At 36.5% G+C, this 22,284-nt stretch carries 19 protein-coding genes; 6 read left to right on the forward strand and 13 right to left on the reverse strand.

Going from position 1 to position 22,284, the window contains the following annotated elements; all coding sequences use genetic code 11:
- Positions 1-65 precede the first annotated feature (65 nt).
- From RFW85_RS06045 to ybaK, 9 genes are all read right to left on the reverse strand, one after another.
- On the reverse strand, positions 66-809 hold the full coding sequence (locus RFW85_RS06045; RefSeq protein ID WP_108010442.1) for an adenosylcobinamide-GDP ribazoletransferase: 744 nt from the start codon (positions 807-809) through the stop codon (positions 66-68).
- Between the two features lie 106 nt (positions 810-915).
- The gene (locus RFW85_RS06050; protein WP_170248515.1) at positions 916-2,484 is read right to left on the reverse strand and encodes a histidine-type phosphatase; all 1,569 of its coding nucleotides are present in this window, start codon (positions 2,482-2,484) and stop codon (positions 916-918) included.
- 124 nt (positions 2,485-2,608) lie between these two features.
- Positions 2,609-3,208, reverse strand: coding sequence for a histidine phosphatase family protein (locus RFW85_RS06055; RefSeq protein ID WP_170248514.1), 600 nt, complete (start codon positions 3,206-3,208; stop codon positions 2,609-2,611).
- Positions 3,201-4,256, reverse strand: coding sequence for a nicotinate-nucleotide--dimethylbenzimidazole phosphoribosyltransferase (gene cobT, locus RFW85_RS06060; RefSeq protein WP_170248513.1), 1,056 nt, complete (start codon positions 4,254-4,256; stop codon positions 3,201-3,203). Before cobT ends, RFW85_RS06055 begins: the two co-directional genes overlap by 8 nt.
- A 2-nt stretch (positions 4,257-4,258) precedes the next feature.
- Positions 4,259-4,777 (reverse strand): bifunctional adenosylcobinamide kinase/adenosylcobinamide-phosphate guanylyltransferase, encoded by a 519-nt coding sequence (gene cobU / locus RFW85_RS06065; protein ID WP_170248512.1) that lies wholly within the window; start codon positions 4,775-4,777, stop codon positions 4,259-4,261.
- Positions 4,765-5,391, reverse strand: a complete 627-nt coding sequence (locus RFW85_RS06070; protein WP_170248511.1) for a 2'-5' RNA ligase family protein — start codon at positions 5,389-5,391, stop codon at positions 4,765-4,767. The genes cobU and RFW85_RS06070 overlap by 13 nt, the downstream gene beginning before the upstream one ends.
- Before the next feature lie 104 nt (positions 5,392-5,495).
- Positions 5,496-7,643, reverse strand: coding sequence for a bifunctional mannitol-1-phosphate dehydrogenase/phosphatase (mtlD, locus tag RFW85_RS06075; protein ID WP_309171247.1), 2,148 nt, complete (start codon positions 7,641-7,643; stop codon positions 5,496-5,498).
- Between the two features lie 566 nt (positions 7,644-8,209).
- Entirely contained in the window at positions 8,210-10,441 is a 2,232-nt protein-coding gene (locus RFW85_RS06080) for a TonB-dependent receptor (protein ID WP_170248510.1), read from the reverse strand.
- Between the two features lie 160 nt (positions 10,442-10,601).
- On the reverse strand, positions 10,602-11,066 hold the full coding sequence (ybaK, locus tag RFW85_RS06085; RefSeq protein WP_046812631.1) for a Cys-tRNA(Pro) deacylase: 465 nt from the start codon (positions 11,064-11,066) through the stop codon (positions 10,602-10,604).
- Positions 11,067-11,255: 189 nt separating this feature from the next.
- On the opposite strand from ybaK, the gene RFW85_RS06090 reads away from it, so the two are divergent.
- The 4 genes from RFW85_RS06090 to RFW85_RS06105 all read left to right on the forward strand — a co-directional run bounded on the left by RFW85_RS06090 (position 11,256) and on the right by RFW85_RS06105 (position 15,909).
- Positions 11,256-11,558: a hypothetical protein gene (locus tag RFW85_RS06090; RefSeq protein ID WP_005076193.1), complete on the forward strand. Its 303-nt coding sequence runs from the start codon at positions 11,256-11,258 to the stop codon at positions 11,556-11,558.
- A gap of 235 nt (positions 11,559-11,793) precedes the next feature.
- A complete protein-coding gene (locus RFW85_RS06095; protein ID WP_170248509.1) occupies positions 11,794-13,167 on the forward strand; it encodes an AarF/ABC1/UbiB kinase family protein in 1,374 nt (457 codons plus the stop codon).
- A 229-nt stretch (positions 13,168-13,396) separates the two neighbouring features.
- On the forward strand, positions 13,397-14,680 hold the full coding sequence (locus tag RFW85_RS06100; RefSeq protein ID WP_170248607.1) for an acyl-CoA dehydrogenase family protein: 1,284 nt from the start codon (positions 13,397-13,399) through the stop codon (positions 14,678-14,680).
- A 23-nt stretch (positions 14,681-14,703) separates the two neighbouring features.
- Positions 14,704-15,909 (forward strand): acyl-CoA dehydrogenase family protein, encoded by a 1,206-nt coding sequence (locus tag RFW85_RS06105; RefSeq protein WP_033849928.1) that lies wholly within the window; start codon positions 14,704-14,706, stop codon positions 15,907-15,909.
- 111 nt (positions 15,910-16,020) lie between these two features.
- Here RFW85_RS06105 and RFW85_RS06110 read toward each other — a convergent pair whose 3' ends face one another.
- Positions 16,021-17,244, reverse strand: a complete 1,224-nt coding sequence (locus RFW85_RS06110) for an alkane 1-monooxygenase (RefSeq protein ID WP_170248508.1) — start codon at positions 17,242-17,244, stop codon at positions 16,021-16,023.
- Between the two features lie 171 nt (positions 17,245-17,415).
- Between RFW85_RS06110 and RFW85_RS06115 the strand changes: the two genes are divergently transcribed.
- Positions 17,416-18,378, forward strand: coding sequence for an AraC family transcriptional regulator (locus tag RFW85_RS06115; RefSeq protein ID WP_126645214.1), 963 nt, complete (start codon positions 17,416-17,418; stop codon positions 18,376-18,378).
- Between the two features lie 48 nt (positions 18,379-18,426).
- Here the strand turns inward: RFW85_RS06115 and RFW85_RS06120 are convergent, their stop codons facing one another.
- The 3 genes from RFW85_RS06120 to RFW85_RS06130 form a co-directional block, all read right to left on the reverse strand.
- Positions 18,427-20,292 carry a SurA N-terminal domain-containing protein gene (locus RFW85_RS06120; protein ID WP_309171248.1) on the reverse strand — a complete coding sequence of 622 codons (1,866 nt, stop codon included), beginning with the start codon at positions 20,290-20,292 and terminating at the stop codon, positions 18,427-18,429.
- A gap of 131 nt (positions 20,293-20,423) precedes the next feature.
- A complete protein-coding gene (locus tag RFW85_RS06125; RefSeq protein WP_001043034.1) occupies positions 20,424-20,696 on the reverse strand; it encodes an HU family DNA-binding protein in 273 nt (90 codons plus the stop codon).
- Between the two features lie 169 nt (positions 20,697-20,865).
- Entirely contained in the window at positions 20,866-21,321 is a 456-nt protein-coding gene (locus RFW85_RS06130) for a phasin family protein (protein WP_086264586.1), read from the reverse strand.
- A 208-nt stretch (positions 21,322-21,529) separates the two neighbouring features.
- Here RFW85_RS06130 and RFW85_RS06135 point away from each other — a divergent pair, with 208 nt between their 5' ends.
- Positions 21,530-22,177, forward strand: coding sequence for a hypothetical protein (locus tag RFW85_RS06135; protein ID WP_170248507.1), 648 nt, complete (start codon positions 21,530-21,532; stop codon positions 22,175-22,177).
- Positions 22,178-22,284 lie beyond the last annotated feature (107 nt).

Raw genomic sequence — 22,284 nt, forward strand, 5'->3', positions numbered from 1 at the left:
TTAAGATTGAAAATTAAGCCCTCATTTTTTGAGGGTTTTTTTATTTTTTTGGGTGAAATTCAATATCAAACTAAATAAAAATAACTTACGACAAAACTAAAAAGCAGTACAGTTTCACTAAGCTCAATCGCTGCCCCGACTGTATCACCTGTAATACCGCCAATTCTTTTAATAAACAGATATCTTAAATAAACCAGACTGATTAAAAAGCCAATAATGGCGATGAGCCCTTGCCATTCCCAATATAAAGCCAATAACAAAACTACCGCAGCTATTATCCATGAAGCAGTTTTGGGTAAATGGTCTGTCAAAGAACGGCCTAAGCCTTTTTCACGGACATATAGTGTAGTTAAAAACAAAATAGATGGCACAATACGTCCAAGGATAGGAACAAAGACTAAAAATAAAGATTGATGCTGTTCAATCAATACATAAACCAGTGCAAATTTGAGCAAACAAATAATAACTAAGCTGAGGACTCCAATTGGGCCACAACTTGGATCCTTCATGATTTGTAAAGTACGTAGTTTGTCTCCAAAACCACCTACCCACGCATCTGCAGTATCTGCTAGCCCATCTAAATGTAATCCGCCTGTCAGCCAAATCCATAAAGTCATTATGATGGCAGCAAGCAAAAGAACGGGTAATTTAGCTAAAAGACATGAGATAAGAAAAAGAATGCCGCCAATAATCAGCCCGACCAAAGGATAAAACAAAATAGCTCGACCATTTTGTTGCGCCGTTGGTATTGTCTTTAACTCAATAGGCAGAACAGTTAAAAATTGCAATGCTATCCAAAAAGGTGTCATATCCAAGTCTCTAACTGATCTATATCTAAAAACAAATTGAATTATGAAGAAATAAAAATGGGAATAGCAATCCCTATTCCCATTAAAGACTTCAAAAACTGAAAATCTATTGCATTTGATAGCACTGTTTCAATTTCATGTAGTCATAGTAAAAACTGGTTGGTGTGTAACGTGCATAATCACATGCAGATTTAAATAAAGTTTCCTTTTCGTTATAAAGCATTTTTACCAAAGTAGAGCCTTGACTATTTTGGTAAATATCCCACTGTACATTTGCCGCCATAGGTGAAACTACTTCACCACGCCATGCACTTGTCGAGTAATTATAAGTCTGGCGTAGTGGTAACGGCTGCATCATATTATGCAAATCTAAGCTAGTTGCCAGAGGAATAATAATTTCAGCATGGGCAAACCGTAAAACTGCTTTGTAAGGCTGAGCTTTATTCACCACAGCGTCAACTTGTTGGAACAGATCCTGTTTGAGTCCTTGGGCAATTTCACTTGTGACTTGATTTGACTCTGTAAAACTTGGACCTTTTTCGTAAAAATCGTTTGCATCATTAAATTCAGCGTAGAATTTCGCAGCATCTAATGGCATATATTTATCAAAATCGACACCTTTTAACTCATCTTTCATACCACCAGAAATTGAATAGAGTTCATAAATATAAGCTGCTGCATCAACTGCGCTGGCAATTGTGTTTTTACCCTTACCTTTTTCTGTAATTTGCTCACCTTTAGGTGAGGTTACCGTGAAAGATCCGGTATTGCTAAAGCTATAACCTGTTGTACCCAGTTTTTTAATAAAGTCTGCTTTAAAAATCGGACTGAGCACTGTTTGAGCTGTTTTTTCAGCCTCAGTATTTTTTGATAACTCATCTAACTTTTGTGCTAAATCTTTATTATTTTCTTCAAAATCTTGATAGGCCTGACTAGCATCATAAATTTTTTGTTGGCTAGCACTCAGGGGTTGAGCTAAGTCTTCGTCTGCATTCAAACTATGAAAATAGAGTTTGAAACGATCTACGCCGCCATCTTCAACACTCGCCACGCTCTCACTTGATAAATTGGTATAAGACAATGGAAAAATTTTATCTTTCAGTTGCGGTTGTTGTTTTATAAGTTCAGCAGTGAAAAATTTAGCACTATCTACCGCACGATCCACCCCAGAACTTTGTACCAATATAGAGGCCTGCGTATTTAAAAGAGTTGGTAAGCGCTGTAATAAGCGATCTGCAATGCCACGGTGTTCTAAGATACCAGTCATGGTTTCGTTTCCATAACCGTACTGGCGGATCCCTTCCACGCCATAACCTAATAAGATATTTGCCTTCATCATGGCTTCTAAATCAGCACCTAATTGCTCACCTAAAGGTGTTAAGGCATTTTCTGATTTTGCCTGTTTCCATAAATTATAAAGTGCCAAATCATATTTCAGACTTGAGAGGCCTCTTGAACCGTGACGCGCCACTAGCTCTGTAAAAACTGGCTGGAATCCATTCGGTACTTGTTCATAGTTTTTTATTTCTTGTTGAGGTTGGTAAGGTGTTTTTGTTTGATAATATTTTGATTGGTTTGTAGATGGTGCAGTTTGAGCTTCTTGATCATCATTGTTATTACAAGCCGCGAGCAATAATGATGCTGCAAGCACAGTTGTTTTAAATAAAATATTCATAAGCCAGATGTGTGATTAATAAGAAATGCCAATAGCTTAGATACTAGCAATGACAGTTCTATTACACAGGCTAAAATAACATTTTAAAAATAATAACTTACAAGTGTATAAAAATATAAAACTACTATCTTAACTTAAAAGTTAATTGACCATCTGTTTCAGAAAATTCGAGTGAATATAATTTTCCAAGCTCTGCTGGCATTTTAAGTAAGTCATCTAGAGGCTGTTGTCTGGCTAAACAAGTCAATAGCTTAATTACACCACCATGAGTAACAACTAAAGCATGCTGTAAGTTTTGCTTTTGCATATGTTCTAGCAAATCCTGAAAGCCTTTAAGAACCCTTATTTGAAACTGGTTTAATGTTTCTGCGCGAGGTGGACAATATTGACTCGGTTTTTGCCAAAAGTTTGCAAGTAATTCGGGTGAAGTTCCATAAATTTGCTGAGTTGAGACGCCTTCCCAATCACCAAAATACATTTCCTTTAAGTCATGATTCAGAATTAAAGGCAGCTGAGTTGTCTTCGCAAGTTGCTCAGCAAAACAAGCACAACGCTTTAATGATGAACTTATAATCACATCCCATGTCTGATTAGCCACTTGCTCAAAGGTTGACTGCATTTGCTGCCAACCTTTTGCTGTTAACTCATCATCTAAATGACCACGCAGAGTATGGCTATATTGACTTTCGCCATGTCTGAGTAAATCAATTCTAAATTTACCCAATTTTATCCCCGCTTACAGCAGCTTGAGCGAAGGTAGCCATTTGGTTATGTAAAGCGCAAGCCATTTTAACCAATGCTAAGGCAGCGCCAGCCCCACTACCTTCACCTAAACGCAAATTCATTTTTAAAATTGGCTCAGCATTGAGTTCTTGCAAAATACGTTGGTGGCCATATTCTGCCGATTGATGGCCAAAAAGCATCCAGTCACGTACTTTAGGATTCATTCGTACTGCGCATAAAGCAGCGACCGAACTAATAAAACCATCGACAATGATAGGTAAGCCCACTTGCGCACAGCGAATGTAAGCACCGACAATTGCTGCAATTTCCAAACCACCTACAACACAAAGTGTTTTGAATACATCACCAATGACATGTTTATGGTGAAGTTCAATTGCCTTTTCAATCACTTCAATTTTATGTCTTAACTGATCGGCACCAATTCCCGTACCAACGCCAGTTAATTGCTCGGCAGTATCATTTAATAAAAGACATGCTAAGGCAGAAGCAGAACAGGTATTTCCAATTCCCATTTCACCCGCAATATAAATATCTGCACCTTTAGATTTGGCCGTGTCTACACTGTTTTTTCCTAACTCTAAAGCAGCACGACATTCATCTGCATTCATTGCGGCTTGTTTGGCAAAATTTGCAGTGCCGGCACGAATACAATGACGTTCAACTCCGGTATATTCGTATGCTTCACCTACGGTACCGCAATCAATCACTTGCAAATGAGCTTGATGATATTTAGCAAGTACACTAATTGCTGCACCACCAGTCGTGAAGTTTTGCAACATTTGACGGGTAACAGCTTGAGGATACGCAGAGATATTTTCTTCAACTACGCCATGATCTCCAGCAAAAACTGTGATCCATGGATGGTTAACTTGTGGGTGAGCATTTGACTGTAAACTGGCAAGTTTAACTGCTATCAGTTCTAAATCACCTAAAGCACCTGTAGGTTTGGTGAGTTGGAGTTGGTGTTGCTCAGCTTGTTGTTTTGCCTCCAAATCAGGTTGCTGTACAGATTCTAACCACCATTTCATTTTTACTTCTCACCCTTTAAAATCATTGGAAAACCAGCCACACAAAACACAACCTTATCTGCAATTTGTCCTAAAGCCTGATGTAATCTGCCTGCTTCATCGACAAAACGGCGACTAATCTCACCGAGTGGCACAACGCCTAACCCTGTTTCATTACTTACTAAAATAATTTCGGACTGAAGTGTAGGTAAAACTTTTAATAGTTGTTCACACTCAAGTTGTTGAACACTCTGATCTTCTAACAGTAACAAATTGGTTAGCCATAGCGTTAAACAATCCACCAGAATAATTTGATTAGGTCGATCAATTTTTTGCAAAGTTTTTGCTAAATATAAAGGTTCTTCAACCAAAGACCAGTGAGAAGGACGCTGCTTTTGATGATGGGCTATTCGACTTTGCATTTCAGGATCAAGTGCTTGCGCCGTTGCAACATAAGTGACAGCTAATTGCCTATCTATTGCCGTTTGTTCAGCCAGTCGGCTTTTGCCAGAACGGGCACCACCTAAAATCAATTGCAACATGAATCACCTAAAAACAAATGCTGAGATGGATATAACTTACCTTGTAAAATTTGAGCTTGATAATAGCCAAAGCTTAAATGCTCAACTTTAAGATCAAATTCAGCCTGTGTGTATTGTACAGGTAATTGAGAAATTTTTTGTAAAATCAAATTACTACTATAGTCTTTCTTATACAAACCCAATGTAATGTGCGGGCAATAATCTAAAGCGGCAATTTCATTAGAAACTATACCTAATTTTTGCCGTATGAGAGATAAGTTATTTTCGGTGTCTTGGACTTCTACAAATAAAGCGCTACTAAAGCTATCAACTGAACCAATTTTTAATTGAAATGGTGCAATATCTTCTTTTCTTAAAATTTCCCTTTGCTGCACAAAGCCACTAAAACAAAAGTCATCATCATGAACTTTATTTTCATGGGTCAAGAATCCACATATAAACAGCGTGACATGATATTGACGGTGATTAGGTTCTACTAGATATTCTGAAAAATGCGCACGCAATTGATCTAGATAATGAACTAATTTCTGATCATTAATTTCTAGATACCACAATGCGTAATTTTGACGCCCAAGGTGCCATTCGGGATAATCCCGTATAGGTGTTGGCACCATGAGTGTGGAGGGTTTTAACAGCACAGTTTTAATTCAAAATTATTCAAATTTTGTATTAAAACATGTTTGTCTTTCAATTGTTGAGGTTAATTCAATAAGCAAACTCAAACATATTGATTTGATGTAGTTTTGGTATTGTTCAGCTTAATGTCCAAAGGTTGTTTACCTTGTTCAGAAAACAAATATTGGATAAGTTGAACCAATTCAGCTTCAAACTGTCTTCTTTGAGTTGTACTCAAGTCTAGGTTCTGAATTTGCTGCTGCAGATGTTCAACTGCTTTAGTCTCTTCAACTTCTAAGAATTGAATCGCATAGGCATAACCTAAAGCAGCGCCTTTTAATAAGTTTTTATAAGGCAAATCATGACGAATATTCACAGCAATTGAAGCCATGACACGTTCATTATGATTGAGTTTGCGTAGTGGATCTCTAGCTACGCGTTGACAAGGATCTTTAAATGCATATTCACATGAGTCTAGAAAACTTTGTGACATTCGATCCAGATCTTTTGCATAGTTAGGTAATACAATAGCAAGTCCCTGTTTCACTTCTGCAATTAAGTTCTCTGCAAATGCTTTAACTGAATGATCACCCATGGCAACACCAATAGATTCATAACCCATTAAAGATGCATACCAAGCAAGCATCGCATGTACACCATTCCATAAACGATTTTTAATGAGTTGAATGTCAGTAATTTGGTCAACCAATACCACCTGACGCAACTTTTCAAGTAAAGGACTGCCTTTCTCTACATAGATTGGCATATCAGTTTCACTATGGAACAAGATTAAATCCATGCTTTGTAAGATATGTCCCGGCTGGAAATTACGGCGCATGTTATCAACATAGATAGAAGCCTGATTTAGTTGATCTGGAGTTAGTTTATTACAGTCTTCAATTTCGATTTGGTCTTCTTGCTCCACATCTTCTAAATGCTGTTCAAGAAAATTATGCTTAATACGAAGTTGACGATATAAATTCTGATTAGAAAGTTTTGAAACCATACGGTTTACAACGGTGTCGCAAAAGTAATGCTCTTTTAAAATATGCTCGGTTACATCTTCATCGTTGGTTAACTCTAGTAGAGCTTCTTTAAGATGCTTCATAACCAAATATTTCGCACCAACCTTATTTAAAATAATTAGAAAGGTTAAAGGTTTTATACATGTTTCAAGTTGCGAATTAAAACGCGCATATAACCCTTTTGCAATTATCTTTGATTCAGGTTCGATCGCTTGCTCAGGCAAACATAATGCAATCAAACTTGAATGAGTATACATCTCTAACATTTGTTGTTCATTGTCAGAATCAACAATGGTCATATTCTCAATACGTTCATCATAAGAAAATTGCCCATAGCGAATACTATAGGTTCCAAACGCATTTACAGCTTCGCGGAAAAGACTATTTCGTGTTGATGCAATAATACGTTTTGGTTTTGTATATCCATCCCAATGTGACAAAATTTGCGCTATGTAACCACCGCCAATCGCACCGAAACCATGTATTCCAACTGTTAATTGGTTGAGACTTTGTGGAAAAGGTTCCTGCATTTCCGGCATGTCCATAACAGGGATAAATTGATCGAGATCGGTTAAAAAGTCATACATTTGTTCATAATAAAAATGTGCTTTTTCCAACATTTCGTCATTTGGTTCTTTAATATCTTTTAATAAAATCGTTAAACCTTTTGAAGTGTGAGCTGAAGTTAAACCATTTTCAGAATCTTCAAACATTAAACATTGGTTAGCGTCCAAGTGAAGTTGACTAGCAGCTTTTAAAAAGATTTCTGGATGCGGTTTACCTTGTTCTACTTCATCACCACAGGTAATCACATCAAAAAATTTATAAACATTCGCATTAATTAAATATTCTTCGGCAATTGCCCTACGGCTTGAAGTCGCAACAGCCATTCTTAAACCAGATTTTCGCAAACGCTCTAGAACTTGAACCAAACCTTTTTTAATAGGCACGCCGTGTTTTCGAATATATTCGAGTTCCATCTCATCAGCTTTTTTTCGAATTTCTTTATATGGAACATTTACGCCATATAGACGTTGCGCTAATTGCTCAGCAGTAGTTGCACTTAAACCTAGACATTGCATTAAATATTCGTGTGAAAATTCCTGTCCAATGAGTTCTTGAGATGCCTGTTGCAATGTTTGAAACCGCAAGCGCTCAGTATCAAACATTGTCCCATCCATATCGAAGATAGCTCCGTGAACAGGTTTTCCATGAAAAATAAGCACGTTTTTACCTCTTTTTTTGATCATGTTTTATTCAGGGTATACAAAAAAATAGCTAAAAAGACAGAATGTTAATAAATGAAACATTAGTGGTTATTTTTTAATCAAAAAACACATTTGATCTGTGACTGTGGCGAGTTAAATAACTAAAAGAGTTGAAATATATAAATAACTGTGAAATTAATTTTAACTACAAAAGCAGCAGGCCATCCTCGCCTACTGCTTTTGATTAGTTCTTTTTGTTGCGCTGATCATGTTTATTTTTCTTTGTTCCATTTACCGCTAGTTGAACCTGCCTATTTTTATAATGTCCTGCAGGCGCTCACATACCAGAAATCAACTCATCTTTTTCAACATCATTGTTATTGGAGTCTCTGGTATAACTTTAAATCGTCTTAAAACTTAGTCTTACAGTAGTAGGCGTTAAATTTAATTACTAGAACGTTCCTCAACTTTCAATATGTATAATGATAATCATTTTCATTTGTTGATGCAAGCATATTTTATTATTTTTCAAAATCTATTAAGGAATACCTATGATTTATAGATATTCCCTATCTCACTTCACATTAATAATTAAATGTATAACTGAGGCCGTAAGTACGTCCTTCGGCTGGTATGCTTTCTACAAGACCGTATACTTTTTCTGCTTGTTGACTATAGACAGTTCGATAATCTCTATTCCAAACATTATATACACCAAAATCTATACGTCCTTTCCAAGCTGGAAAATGTGCCAAAACATCCATCGTGCTATAGCCTTTAATTTTTACAGCTGAAAGTGAGCCATCTTTTACGGCTTCATTTGTACCTTTTATAGCAAGCATTTGCACACGAGCACCATATCCTTCATCACTGTTCCACTCGGCAAAAATCGTACCTTTAATTGGTGAGACTTGAAAAGCATTCAACTCTTTCCATTTACCATCCGTATCTTTATATTGACCACGCGTATAACCCAGTGTTCCCCCAACTTTAAACTCTTCCATAAATGGGTAGGTCGCCGTTAGTTCAGCACCATATACACGCTGGTCTTTGTCCATAACCTCAGCAACAGTTTCTTTATTACTGTTCTTGTAGAATTGAACAACTTTGTCTGAGGTATTATAGAAACCTGTTATACCTAGATTTAGACTCTGCTCTCCTTGTAAACGCCAGCCTAATTCATAGCTGTTTACACTAATAGGTTGGATATTCGCTGTTGAGATATTAAATGCATCTCGCATCATCCGTTGTACATCTGGAAAACTAAAACCTTGAGAGAAATTAGCAAATATTTGCTGCTCATCTGTTAATTTATATATCGCTCCCAAATTAAATAAAACAGCATCGTCATTTACAGATCCGCTTGGCTGTATCCCATTTTTAGTCGAGTACTGTTCTGTTTCAGCTTTAATATATTGATAACGAGTACCAGCCTGGACATTCATACGGTCTGTTAAAGCGTAATCACCTTGTATAAAAACGCCAGCACTTTGAATTGTTGTATTTGGACCGGCATCGGAAGTTTTACCTGTAGGTTTATAGGTCAAACCTGTATTAAATGCTGTGAAATGCTCGTAGTGTTGTTGATCTTTTTCATGTTCATAATCTAAGCCATAAGTTAGATTAAGATCACGATTCATAATATTTAAATCACTTTGTATTGTTGAACGCAGACCAGCAACTTCGATTTCAGATTGAGATTGTTTTGCTTCTGTACCTTCTCCTCCTAAAAAGACTGGAAAGAAACGAGCATCTTCTTTACGGTAATATCCTTCTAAATTTAAGACCTGACCTAAAATATCTTTATTTTGGTATTGAGTGTTGAATGCATAGCGCTCTGTAAAAGGCTGATTAGGTATTTCTAAACCCTTCTTCCCAATATATGAGTTAGGCGCTCCTCCATAAATATAATTTTTCCCATAATCAGGACCATAACTCGTATCTTGTTCATCTTTATAATATTGCGCACCCAAACTTAGTGATTGGTTATCAGTTAAACCTATATTTATACGACTATTAATATCAATTGTATCAGTATCAGGACGGCTACCTTGCATAGGTGCTATAGCAATACGATCATCATGGCTATCGAACTGAGATCCGCGACTAGTGAAATTAGCCCCTAAGAAACCATTTACATTATCTTTATTAAATGAAATAGATTGGCCAATTTCATAAGCTAGACTATCACTCCGAAATGTATCGGAAGACGTAATACCAAGTTTAGTTTCAAAACTTACTGGTTTAGTCGAATCAGCACGTTTCGTAATAATATTAATAATCCCGCCGGTAGAACCTGATCCATAAATACTTGTAGCTCCTGAAAGAACTTCAATACGTTCAATCATGCCTGGACTAATACTATTTAGCTGCCGAGCAACATCGCGTGATCCATTTTGTGATACGCCGTCAATCATAATCATGACATCACGACCACGCATTGTTTGCCCATAGTTGGTAGTCGTTCCACTACTCACCCCGAGTGATGGAACCAACTGAGCCAGTATATCGGCAATTTTCCGTCCAGCAGTTGCCTGTTGTTCAATTTGCCGCTTTTCAATCGTTTGAACTGTGCCTGCAATTTCAGCAATATTTTTTGGCGTCCTTGTCGCCGTCACTATAATTTTTTGCAATTGAGCTACAGGCTTTTGTGCCGGTTGATCATTAAGGGCTGCCTTTTCAATATTTGTATTTGCATAACCCTGCTGCGCAAATACTGCTGCAAGAGCAATACAACAAGGTTTTAATTTAAAATACCGTGATTCAGCACACATCAGATGATTCGAGTTAACCCCAACCTTTTTGTAGTGATGCATTTTCCCTTTCTCCAAACCCAAAAGTTATTAGATAGTTATAAGGCTCGGAATAATACTAAATATAAATAATAATGAGAATTGTTTTTATTAAAAAATTTGATTTAATACTACCTATCTTAAAATTAGTTAATTTAATGACATAAGAAAGAGATTTATTTTACTAATCTAGTACATCAACAAATTGAGCATTTAAGAGTTGAGCTAGATCTTTAGGGTTTAAGCCAATATCTAGTCCCCGTTTCCCTCCACTCACATAGATTTTGCTGAACTCTTGTGCAGATGCATCAATAACGGTTTTTAAGCGCTTCTTTTGACCTAACGGACTAATCCCTCCAACCAAATACCCTGTTAAACGTTCTGCGTCTTTTGGATTGGCCATTTGCAATTTTTTACAGCCAAACGCCGTAGCCACTTTTTTTAAATTTAATTGGTGATTAACTGGCAATACTGCAACAAAAAAATTCTTATCATCACTCACCATTAAGGTTTTGAATACTTCCCTTACATCTAAATTTAGTTTTTCAGCTGCCTCTAATCCAAAACTTTTGGCATTTGAATCATGTTCATATTCATGAATAGAAAATTCGATTTTATTACTTTTTAACAGTCTACATGCAGGAGTCATAATAAGTAGTGTTATAGATGAAATTATTTGGATTATAGTTTTTTTAGAAAAATTTTTAAATTTGCTTAGGCTATTTACAAGAATTACATAAAAAATCAAACAGCAACTGAATAAAAAATAATCTCAACTTGATATTCATGGCTCGACTCCATATATTTTATTTAAATTTAAGTCTGAGCTGACAATTTTATGAGTTATAAACACAACAATCTGATGGCTATGCGTCACCGTTTTTGGGATGAATCTTCAGATTATGTCTTAAATGAAAAGCAGTTTTTACAGCAGACGTTAATTGAACAAGGCATCTTTAATAACGCAACACTCGAGGATGTTAAGTATTTTTTCTATACCTTACCCAGCATTATTATTGTAAAAGCTCATGCACTTGGTTTTATGCATGATTCAGTCAAACAAATGTTATTACAGCATATTCAGTCCAATCGCCTTCACTTAATGCAGAAGTCTGAATTAAAGATCCAATTTAAAATGTAATTTAAGTTTTTGTGAAAGATCCGTTTTTTACCCTAGTTTTACTCACCTGAACGCTGTAAGTTTCTTAAATTTTAAAATTGCTTAGGCTATTTTAAAGTTAATGAAATAAAGATAGCCATTTCGACTGATCATTCAGTCTGAGAGAACTATTTTAATACGCTCAAAACATGTAATATTCGTTACAATTTTAGATCACCAGCGTTTGGCTGCATGATGCGCATAGGATTCTATTTTCATGTCAAATCAGAAAGATAAGCTTAAGAGTTTAAAAACTTCTTCCATGGATCGACGCTTATCAATCGCGAAAGCTTCTTTACTTGCAGGAACACGTTGGGCAACTGCAAGTGCCTCTTCTTTATTTTCTAATGAGGAAGAAAAAGAAAAGAAACGCAAAAAAGCGATGAGCGAGCAAGCTAATTATCTGGTTTCTGAAATAGGTAAACTTAAGGGTTCTATTGTTAAGATTGGCCAAATGATGGCCCTTTATGGTGAACATTTTTTACCTGAAGAAATTACACAAGCATTAAACACCTTAAATAACCAGACAGTTGCTTTAGATTGGCCTGCAATTAAGCCGCACCTTCAAGAGCAATTGGGCGCTAAATTAAATGATTTAACAATTGATCATGAGCCAATTGGTACGGCCTCTCTCGCACAAGTACACCGTGCAACGCGTAAATCAGATGGTTTAGAGTTAGTTTTAAAGATTCAATATCCGGGCGTTGCAAATGCTATTGACTCCGATATGAGCTTGTTTAAAAACATGCTTAAACTGACGCGTATGGTTCCACAAACTCGTGAATTTGATCAGTGGTTTGATGAAGTACGTGAAATGATGCATCGCGAAGTTGACTATGATGTAGAAGCTGCCACTACTCGTCGCTTTGGTGAACGCTTAAAAGATGATGAGCGCTATATTGTTCCTACAATTGTAGATGAATATTGCACAAATCAAGTACTCTGCATGACTTTTGAACGTGGTGTGCCAATTAATAGCCCTGTGATGTTGTCATTACCTCAAGAACGTCGTAATCAACTCGGTGAAGCATCATTAGAGATTGCGGTTCGTGAAATTTTTGAATGGGGCGAAATGCAGACTGACCCTAACTTTGGTAATTACCTTGTGCGTTTAGGTAATGGCCAAGATATTCAGGACAAAATTGTATTATTAGATTTTGGTGCTATTCGCCAGTTTGATGAACACTTGCTATCAGTTGCCCGTCAACTCATTCAGGCAGGTTATCAACATAATAAAGATGCGATGGTAAAGGCCATGACTGGTTACGAGTTCTTTGATGCAATGCCTGAAAGTATTAAACCAGGTATGGCTGATGTCTTTTTACTTGCGACGGAAGCATTCAGTACTCCTGGAAATAACCCAGATATGCCTGCTGGTCTTATGGATGAACACGAACGTTATGACTGGAAGAAAAGCCAGCTCCATAGCCGTGTTATGCAACAAGCCAGTAAATCAATGGCTTCACGTTATTTTTCAGTCCCGCCAAAAGAATTTATGTTTATTAGCCGTAAATTCATTGGAGCCTACACATTTATGACGGTTATTGATGCAAAAACCAATGTGCGACGTATGATTCGTAACTTTGCTTGATTTAATGAATGACTAGAATGATTCCATGTCATTCTAGTCAATCCTTCTCGACTCGCCCAATATTGAAATTACTTTAAATAAATAAAATCAAAAACTTATATTTTTATTATTTTGTATTTACCATTTATCTACTCATTTTTCTAATGTCAGTAACGACATAGTTTTTTAATATAAGGCGTGTCAGCATAAAACAATAACAATGTGTTAGGACACCATAATCATGACAAGTATGATCAATAAAGCTCAGGGTTTGGGTTTATCGCTGATTACAAGATTGGCTGGAAGCGATGTACTTGATCAACTCAAGTTGCGTAAATTTGTTGAAAAATCTCTTTATCAAGGTTCAAAAGCTGGCTTTAGAGCATTAACGCAGACTCAAAAAGCATTTAAGCCCAAGCAAATTTCACAACAACGTTTACCTCGCCAACAAAAAAATTTATTTGATTTAAGTCTAACTGAAGAACAACAAATGACTGCTGAGGCAATGTCTCAATTTGCTAAAGAAGTTTTATTAGGGTTGGCTCATGATGCTGATCAGGAAGCTCAATTTCCTGAAAGTCTTTGGCAATATGTTGAAGATTTAGGACTTAACTACTATGCACTTCCAGAGGCATTAGGTGGTGTCGCAACCGAACAAAATATTGTTAGTAACTTATTAATTGCTGAGAAACTAGCTGAAGGTGATTTTAGCCTTACAGCAGGATTACTCAGTACGTTTAGCGTTATCAATGCAATCACACGTTGGGGGTCTGCCGAAGTTCAGTCGATGTATCTAGCATGTTTTGCGGAAGACTCCGACATTACAGCAACCTTTGCTGTACAAGAAGCAACTCCAGCATTTAATCCTTACACTTTAAAAACCAAAGCATCACTTGAAAATAATCAATTTTTTATTGATGGTGAAAAAACATTAGTGATTTTAGGTGATTTAGCTGATGTATTTTTAGTAAGTGCAGACTTTAATGGTAAGCCAGATGTATTTGTCGTGCAGAGCAACGAAACTATTTCTATTAAAAACACTTCAGCCATGGGGCTTAAAGCCACAGAAACAGCAACACTTCACTTTAATCACACACCTGCTCTACGATTAGGTGCAACAGACTTTGATTACACAGCCTTTGTAGATTTAGGCAACTTAATGTGGTGTGCAATGGCTGTAGGTACATGTGAAGCTGTAAAAGCTTACTGTATTAAATATGCCAATGAACGAACTGCGTTCGGTGAACCTATTTCTCATCGACAAAGTGTCGCTTTCATGATTGCAGATATGGCTATTGAAATTGATGCAATGCGTATGTTGGTTTTAAATGCCGCAAGCCTTGCTGAGTCAGGCAAACCATTTCACCGCGAAGCTTACTTAGCACAGATACTTTGTGCTGAAAAATCCATGAAAATTGGTACAGATGGTGTACAAATTCTTGGTGGACATGGCTTCACAAAAGAGCATCCAGTTGAACGTTGGTACCGCGATTTACGGGCTACTGCAATTTTACAATCTGGCTTACATGCTTAAATGATCAATCAGAGGATACTTTAATGAATTTACAAAATCCTAAAAAATTCAAAATGATGATTGATCAAGCACATGATGTTGCGATCAATGTTTTACGCCCTATTTCTCGTAAATATGATAAAGCTGAGCATGCATATCCAAAAGAACTTGATATGCTTGCCTCTCTCATTGATGGCATGAATGAAGGTGGCGAAGGTATTAATGCTGGAGCTGCAGGAGCTGGAAAGCGCGGTGATACCGACAATGAAGGTATTCGTAACGGAACCAACATGTCGACCGCTCTTGGAATTATTGAGATGTGTTATGGCGATACAGGCTTATTACTGAGTATGCCTCGTCAGGGTCTTGGAAACTCAGCTATTGCTGCTGTTGCAAATGATGAGCAATTAGAGCGGTTCAACGGAACATGGGCAGCAATGGCAATTACTGAACCAGGATGCGGCTCTGACTCTGCCGCGATCCGCACCACTGCAACCAAAGATGGTAATGACTACATTCTAAATGGTGAAAAGATTTTTGTGACCTCTGGTGAACGTGCTGATTCTGTTGTTGTTTGGGCCACGCTTGATCGTAAACTTGGGCGAGCAGCTATTAAATCATTTGTCGTACCCAAAGGTACGCCTGGAATGAAGGTTGAGCGCCTTGAACATAAATTAGGAATTAAAGCATCAGATACGGCTGTGATTAGTTTTATTGACTGCCGTGTACCTGCAGAGAACCTTTTGGGCAATGCTGAAGTAGATGTTGCTAAAGGTTTTGCTGGAGTAATGGAAACTTTTGACAATACTCGTCCTTTGGTCGCAGCAATGGCAATCGGTTGCGCTAAAGCTTCACTAGAACGTATTAAAGAGATCTTTAAAGATCAGCTTGACCCTGACTATTCTACCCCCTATCTGCATGCTTCTAACCTTGCAGCACAAATCTATCGCATGGAAGCTGAATGGGAAGCTGCTCGCCTACTCATGTTAAAAGCAACATGGATGGCTGATAACAAAAAGCCAAACTCTAAAGAAGCTTCTATTGCAAAAGCAAAAGCAGGTCGTGTTGGTAACGAGATCACTTTAAAATGTGTCGAGTTAGCAGCAAGTGTTGGCTATAACGAAGATGAGTTACTTGAAAAATGGGCACGTGATTCAAAAATCCTTGATATTTTTGAAGGTACTCAGCAGATTCAACAATTGATTATTGCACGTCGTGAGCTTGGCAAATCATCGAGTGAGTTAAAATAATAGCTAAAGGGAGTTTCAAAGCTCCCTTTATTTTCTATATAAGTCAAAATTTAAAAAGCCCTCTAGTCAAAATACTAAAGGGCTTTTACTTTTAAGAAATAAACTTTCTATTTATTCAGTAGATGTTGATTCTAATGATTTATCAACCACACCAAATTTCTTAAAAATTTTTGCACGTCGTTTTGATGAAATATTCGCTTTGTTCAAATCACCTTTATAGTGATCAAAAACTCGTTTATCCATCATTTTGAACCACAACGAAGGAATTAACGCAGGCAGTAACATACTTGCATAACCACTTGGTAATTCTGGCGCCTCATCAAAATGACGCAATGCTTGGAATGGACGAGTCGGATAAGCATGATGATCTGAGTGACGTTGCAATTGGTACAAGAATAAGTTTGTTACAACGTTGTTATTATTCCAGCTATGCTCTGGCATTGTACGTTCATATTGACCATTTTCTTTTTTCTGACGTAGTAAACCATAATGTTCAATGTAGTTAATAATTTCAAAAAGACTAATGCCATAAAATGCTTGTGTCGCTAAATATGGAATTGTGCTTTTACCAAAAATTCCCACCATAGAAGCATGGAAAGCAGCGCTCATTCCCCAGCCCTGTAATAATTCATTATCTGCTGACCAGAACTCTTTTCCTTTACGTTTTAAACGATTTTTCTCGATTTCAATTGCAGATTTAAAAGACCCTACAACTGTACGTGGCCAGAACTCATAAAATGTTTCGCCCATACGTGAAGAAGCAGGATCTTCAGGAGTTGCTGCACGTTTATGGTGTCCATAAGGATGTTCGATACGGAAATGGTTATAACCAGTAGGAACCAAAGCAAGATGAGATAAAATATGATCAATACGATCATGTTTGTGGCTTAATTCATGGGCTGTATTAATCGCAATACCATTAATCGCCCCCATCGAAACACCGAGCAAAATTTTATCAATAAATGACGTGCTTTTGCGGCTTGTTAAATAACATGCATAAACATTTGCAGCATATTGCAGTGGAATAAAACTCTTCACAAGACGTGAGTAATACGGATCTTTTTCAAGGAGTTTAATTTCTTCATCAGTTGGATTACGTGCATCCTTCCCAATAATCGTATCAATTGCTGGAATCACCACATGTAATAATAGTGGACCACCTAAAGCGAAAACTTTTTTTAATGGGCGTGGACCAAAATGGTAACCAGCTAAAATACCTAAACCAATTACAGGTAGAGCTGGACTAATCATCCATAAATAGCGCTTACGATCTATCTCACGCATAGACGCTAGCACTGGCATAAGTTCTTGCTGAACATTTACTGGTGCATTCATAGTCATATTTCCTTTTTCTATATATCTATATAGTTAAAGAAATACTAATTACTTAACAGTAGTAACCGTCCAAAAAACCTATTTCAAAGTCTTTGGCATTTTCTTCCACTTTTTTGTCCTAAAAACACATGTTGATCTATTCTTATAGCTCACTATAATTTTAATAAAATAATGATTGATCATATAAACATGGATGCACTAAGTAAGTTTTTTGATGATATTCACCTCAATAAGTCTGAATACATCTATTTAAAAGCTCAAGGAGAATGGGCTTTTAAAACACAAGATCAATCTGCTTTACTTGCCTATATTGTTTTAACTGGTTCAGTATATATTCAACTTAATGCTTCAGAAAAAATAATTGCGACAGCAGGAGATATTATTTTAATACCTTCTGGAAAAGCACATAGTGCCACTGACTCAAAATCAACAGCGAATAAACTAGTAGATTCAATAGATATTACTTCGTTTTTTAATGGTCATAGACAAGACGCTATTGAGTTTGGCACCTCCTCTCAAGATACAACCTTATTGCTCTGTTTGCGCTGTCAGATTGATACTCATATGGCAGGCCCTTTGATTAATGCATTGCCTTCTATCATGCATATTCAACATGAAAATCAAACCAACCCACCCGAATGGCTACAAATTGGGCTTTATTTTTTAGCGATTGAAACTCAAAAAATCAGGCCGGGACATGACAAAATTATTGATCATTTAGTCAGTATTCTTCTCATTGAATGCATTCGTGATCATGTTCAACAAATGACAGATCAACAAAACTGGCTAAGTGCATTAACCCACCCTGAATTGAGTAATGCCCTATCTGCTATTCACAGCCAACCAGAAGTTGCTTGGACAGTTGAGTCTTTAGCAGAACAATGCTGTATGTCCCGTTCAAAATTTGCAAATCTATTTAATAGTATTATTGGGGAACCACCTCTCACTTATTTGCAACATTACCGTTTCCGCTTAGCTAGCCAATATCTACGCACAAGTAATTTTTCAATTCAGCAAATATCAAACAAAGTCGGCTATTCATCCGAGACTGCTTTTAGTCAGGCCTTTAAAAGAATTTTTGATTTATCACCTAAACAATATCGACAGCAATATATCGAACATCATCTCGATTAATAGAAAATAAAAAAAGCGCCGAAGCGCTTTTTTTATTTGATCAAATTATTATTTAATTTTTGCATGTGATTTTAAATATTGGCTGTAATCTTCCAATATTTGTTGACCACGTGATTGGCGATAAAGTTGTTTTAACTGTTGTAACTGATCGGCAGGAATGGCATTTACAGCTGATGAATTTACATTTGAAACTGCAACTACTACAAGCTCATTTGGTAAGTTTGCTGTTGTAACAGACCACATACCTGGCTTAGGTGTAGCCAAACTAAATGCAGCACGTTCAATTTCGCGTTTTAAACCTTGTGATCGAGTAAACACACCAGCTGACTCAAATGCGACTTTGTTTTTAGCAACCACCTGGTCTGCAGGTTGAGTTTTAAACTCAGTCAACATAGTAGCAATTTTTGCTTGAGCAGCCTTACGCGCTTTTTCATCGATAACTTTTGCTTTTGCTTCATTCATCGCTTGCGCTAATGGTTTTACACCAGCTGCGTGGTAATCACGTACTTTAACCCATACCGTATCACCATTCGCTAACTGAATATTAGAGGAAGTATTACGGTCACCATTCTTCACATCATCATTAAATAATTTAATTTTGACGCTTGGATCACTTAAATATGGATTTTGAGTAGCTAAAGTTACACCATTTAATGATTCAACTTTTGTACCTTTTACTTCTTGGACAACAGCTTCTAAAGAATCATTGCCAACAATCGTTTCATTCAAACTATTTACGGTATCTGAATAAACGGTCGCAACTTTATTCTTCTCAACCTCAGCAGTTAAACGAGCCTTCTCAGCTTCAAATGAAGGGATTTGGTTAGCTTGAGTTTCTGCTTCAATAATATGATAACCATATTGTGTTTTTACTGGCTGTGAAACTTGTCCATTTTTCAAACTTAAAACAGTTTTATCAAATGCATCCGAGAAAACACCTGGTGCATATGCTTCAACTAAACCGCCTTTTGCTTTTGAACTAGGATCTTCAGAGAACTGTGCCGCAGCTTGTGCAAATAAAAGACCACCCTGAATTTTCGCATAAACTTCTTTTGCCAGTTTTTGAGCCGCTGCATCATCACGAGCATCAGTAGTAATTAAAATATGCTTCACAGTTCGCTTAGCATCTTTTTTCTGAGTTTCAACAAACTTAGCATATGCTTGCTGAAGTTCAGCCTCAGTTGCAGGGGCTGGTTTCGCTATCATTGAAGGAGACAATACAACATAATCAACATCAACCGAAGCCTGTTGCTTAAACTCACCTTGATGCTTGTTATAATAATCTGTAGCTTCTTGATTAGAAGCAGTTAAACCTGTTTTGTAAGCATCTAATTTAATGCTAGCTAAATGTAATGTACGTTGTTCAGTTTGCAAATTCGCAATTTGCATGAGATCAACTTTGCTTACTAATGAGTAGTCAGTAAATGTTGATGTTAACATTTTCAAAGCATGATCTTGACGTAGGCTTGATATCAACCCCTGACTCGTCATGCCAATCGAACGTAAGTAGTTTTCATAAAGTTTTTGTGAAAATTGACCATTCTCTTGCAAACTAGGCTGTTGAGCTAACATTTGCTCAATTTGAGCATCACTCAGAGAGATACCTAATTTTTCAGCTTGCTGTATCAATAAATTACGTGACACTAAAATATCGAGTGCCTTAGCCTGAATAACAGGCAAATTGAGTAAACTCTCATCCCCTTTAACAGCAGCTAAATATTGTTCTTTGTAAGACTGAGTTAAAGTTTCAAGGTCTTTTTTAGATATTTCTTGGCCATTTACTGTCTTAGCAACATCAGCCTTGTTTCCCCTATTAAAATATCCTTCAATACCTACAAGTGCTAAAGGGGTCAAAAACAAAATTAGAAGGACTTTGCCGAGCCAACCCTTAATGACTGTACGAAACGATTCCATAAGTATTCCAATATTTTATTTCGAGGAGAATTTTAACTGAAAAACCACAATCAATGAATGAGCAATATTGGTCAATTCAGATATTTAATAAAAAACGCGCCTATTCTGGCGCGTTTATTCATCTTAAAAGATTAAGCTACTGAATCTTTAAGACCTTTACCAGCTTTAAAGCTAGGTACTTTTGTTGCTTTAATTTGAAGCTCTTCACCAGTTTTTGGGTTACGACCAGTACGTGCAGCACGTTCTTTAACACTGAAAGTACCAAAACCAACTAAAGTTACTGTGTCACCTTTTTTAAGTGCTTCAGTAATTGACGCAATTGTCGCATCGAGTGCCTTGCCTGCATCAGTCTTAGATACTCCCCCTTTTTCAGCAATTGCATCGATTAATTCTGATTTATTCATGAATAAAACATCCTCTTAATATCGTTTGTTTAAGGTCCAAGGCTATAGTTTAAAAGGCCATGACGCCTTTATAGCAATGCTTTAGGGGAAAACGCAATACTAGAGCAGGGCTTTTAGCAAAAATAAATGCTAAAAAACTGTTATATATTTGCTAAATCCCAACATTTTTTTACTTTTTATTCAATTTTGCTTTCAACTGTTGATTTTCTTCTATTAAAGCATCCACCTTAATATGCAGTTGTACAAGCAACTGTTCGATATGTTGTAAATCCTTCGGTGTCACCAATCCAATACGATTTAAAGAGTGATTAACACTCGTATCAAGAATCTTTTCTACTCTGTCTTTTGTTTCAGATACAGACTCTTTTGCCTTTTCTGTGACCTTACCGACAGTATTGTCTGCTAAGTCTCCAGTTTTTGATTCTAGCTCCTCACCTACTTTAACTAAGGAATCAAACAGCTTATTTCCTTCTTCTTCCGCACGAGAAAAAGCGCCTAATCCAGCTAACCAAATTTGCTTAGTATACTTCCTAAAATCCAAAGCTGATTTTCTTGAACTTTTTGATTTTAATTTATTTTTTTCTTCCGACTCTTCTATCTGGGTATCTATATTTGCATTATCCATTAATCTAAACTCCTAATCAGATGAGAGAAATGATGACTGATTTGACCACAAAATATTTCTATAATATCAAAGTAAAGACTTGATCCATTTACAAAACTGTTCTACAAAGCAAATAAGTCATGTAAATATATTTAACACGACATTGTGTTAAGTTTGGGATAGGATGTCCCATTCTTCAGTTAATTGCTATTTCTAAGGATAAACTTTTATGAGTGAAACGCAACAAAGACAAAAACATCCGCGTCTGTTGCTAAATATTGTTCTAATTATCTTAGAAACTTTTTTTTCATTTATTCTCACCCACGATGGTGCCCTTCGCTTGCAAGCGAAAAAGTTTATTTTGAACAAAACAACGATTCGTATTAATAGCTATTTACCTTTCTTTGATTTCTATGTTCAATTTACAGAAAAAGGTTTGTTATTCGATATTCACTCTTTTGATAGACGTATTGATCTTGAGATCAATAGTACGCTTATTGATCTAATTAAAATTTTCGGATTTTCTAATCAACGCAGTCTAAAAAATATGCGTATTGATGGTGATGAGGAAACGAAAAAGGAACTTTTAGATTTAATTTCTCATGTGACTCTTCCAAAATTGCTAGTTGACTGGAAGCAGTGGTTTAACACCCCAGATGATGAAGCTGAAACCCTTGCTTCACGTAAACGAATCGCCCCATTACTTGAGAAAATTGATCAACAAAGATCAGAGATCAACTCCCTTCACGTGGAAATTAAACAATATCAAAATCGAATTAATCGCTTACAACGACGTCAACGAAATATTAACTTCTCCTTTGGTATAATTAGCCTAATATTTATTGTTTATTTCATATATAATTTGTGGGTTGCCTAATTTATTTTTCTATTTTGTTCCTACACTTGAATTAAAAATAAAAAAACTTGACTATTTTAGTCGGGATTCATAAAATCCTATTATCTAGTCTTAACATGTGTATCGAA

Origin of the sequence: Acinetobacter sp. 12966 (assembly GCF_031196995.1) — a bacterium.
Lineage (GTDB): Bacteria > Pseudomonadota > Gammaproteobacteria > Pseudomonadales > Moraxellaceae > Acinetobacter > Acinetobacter geminorum.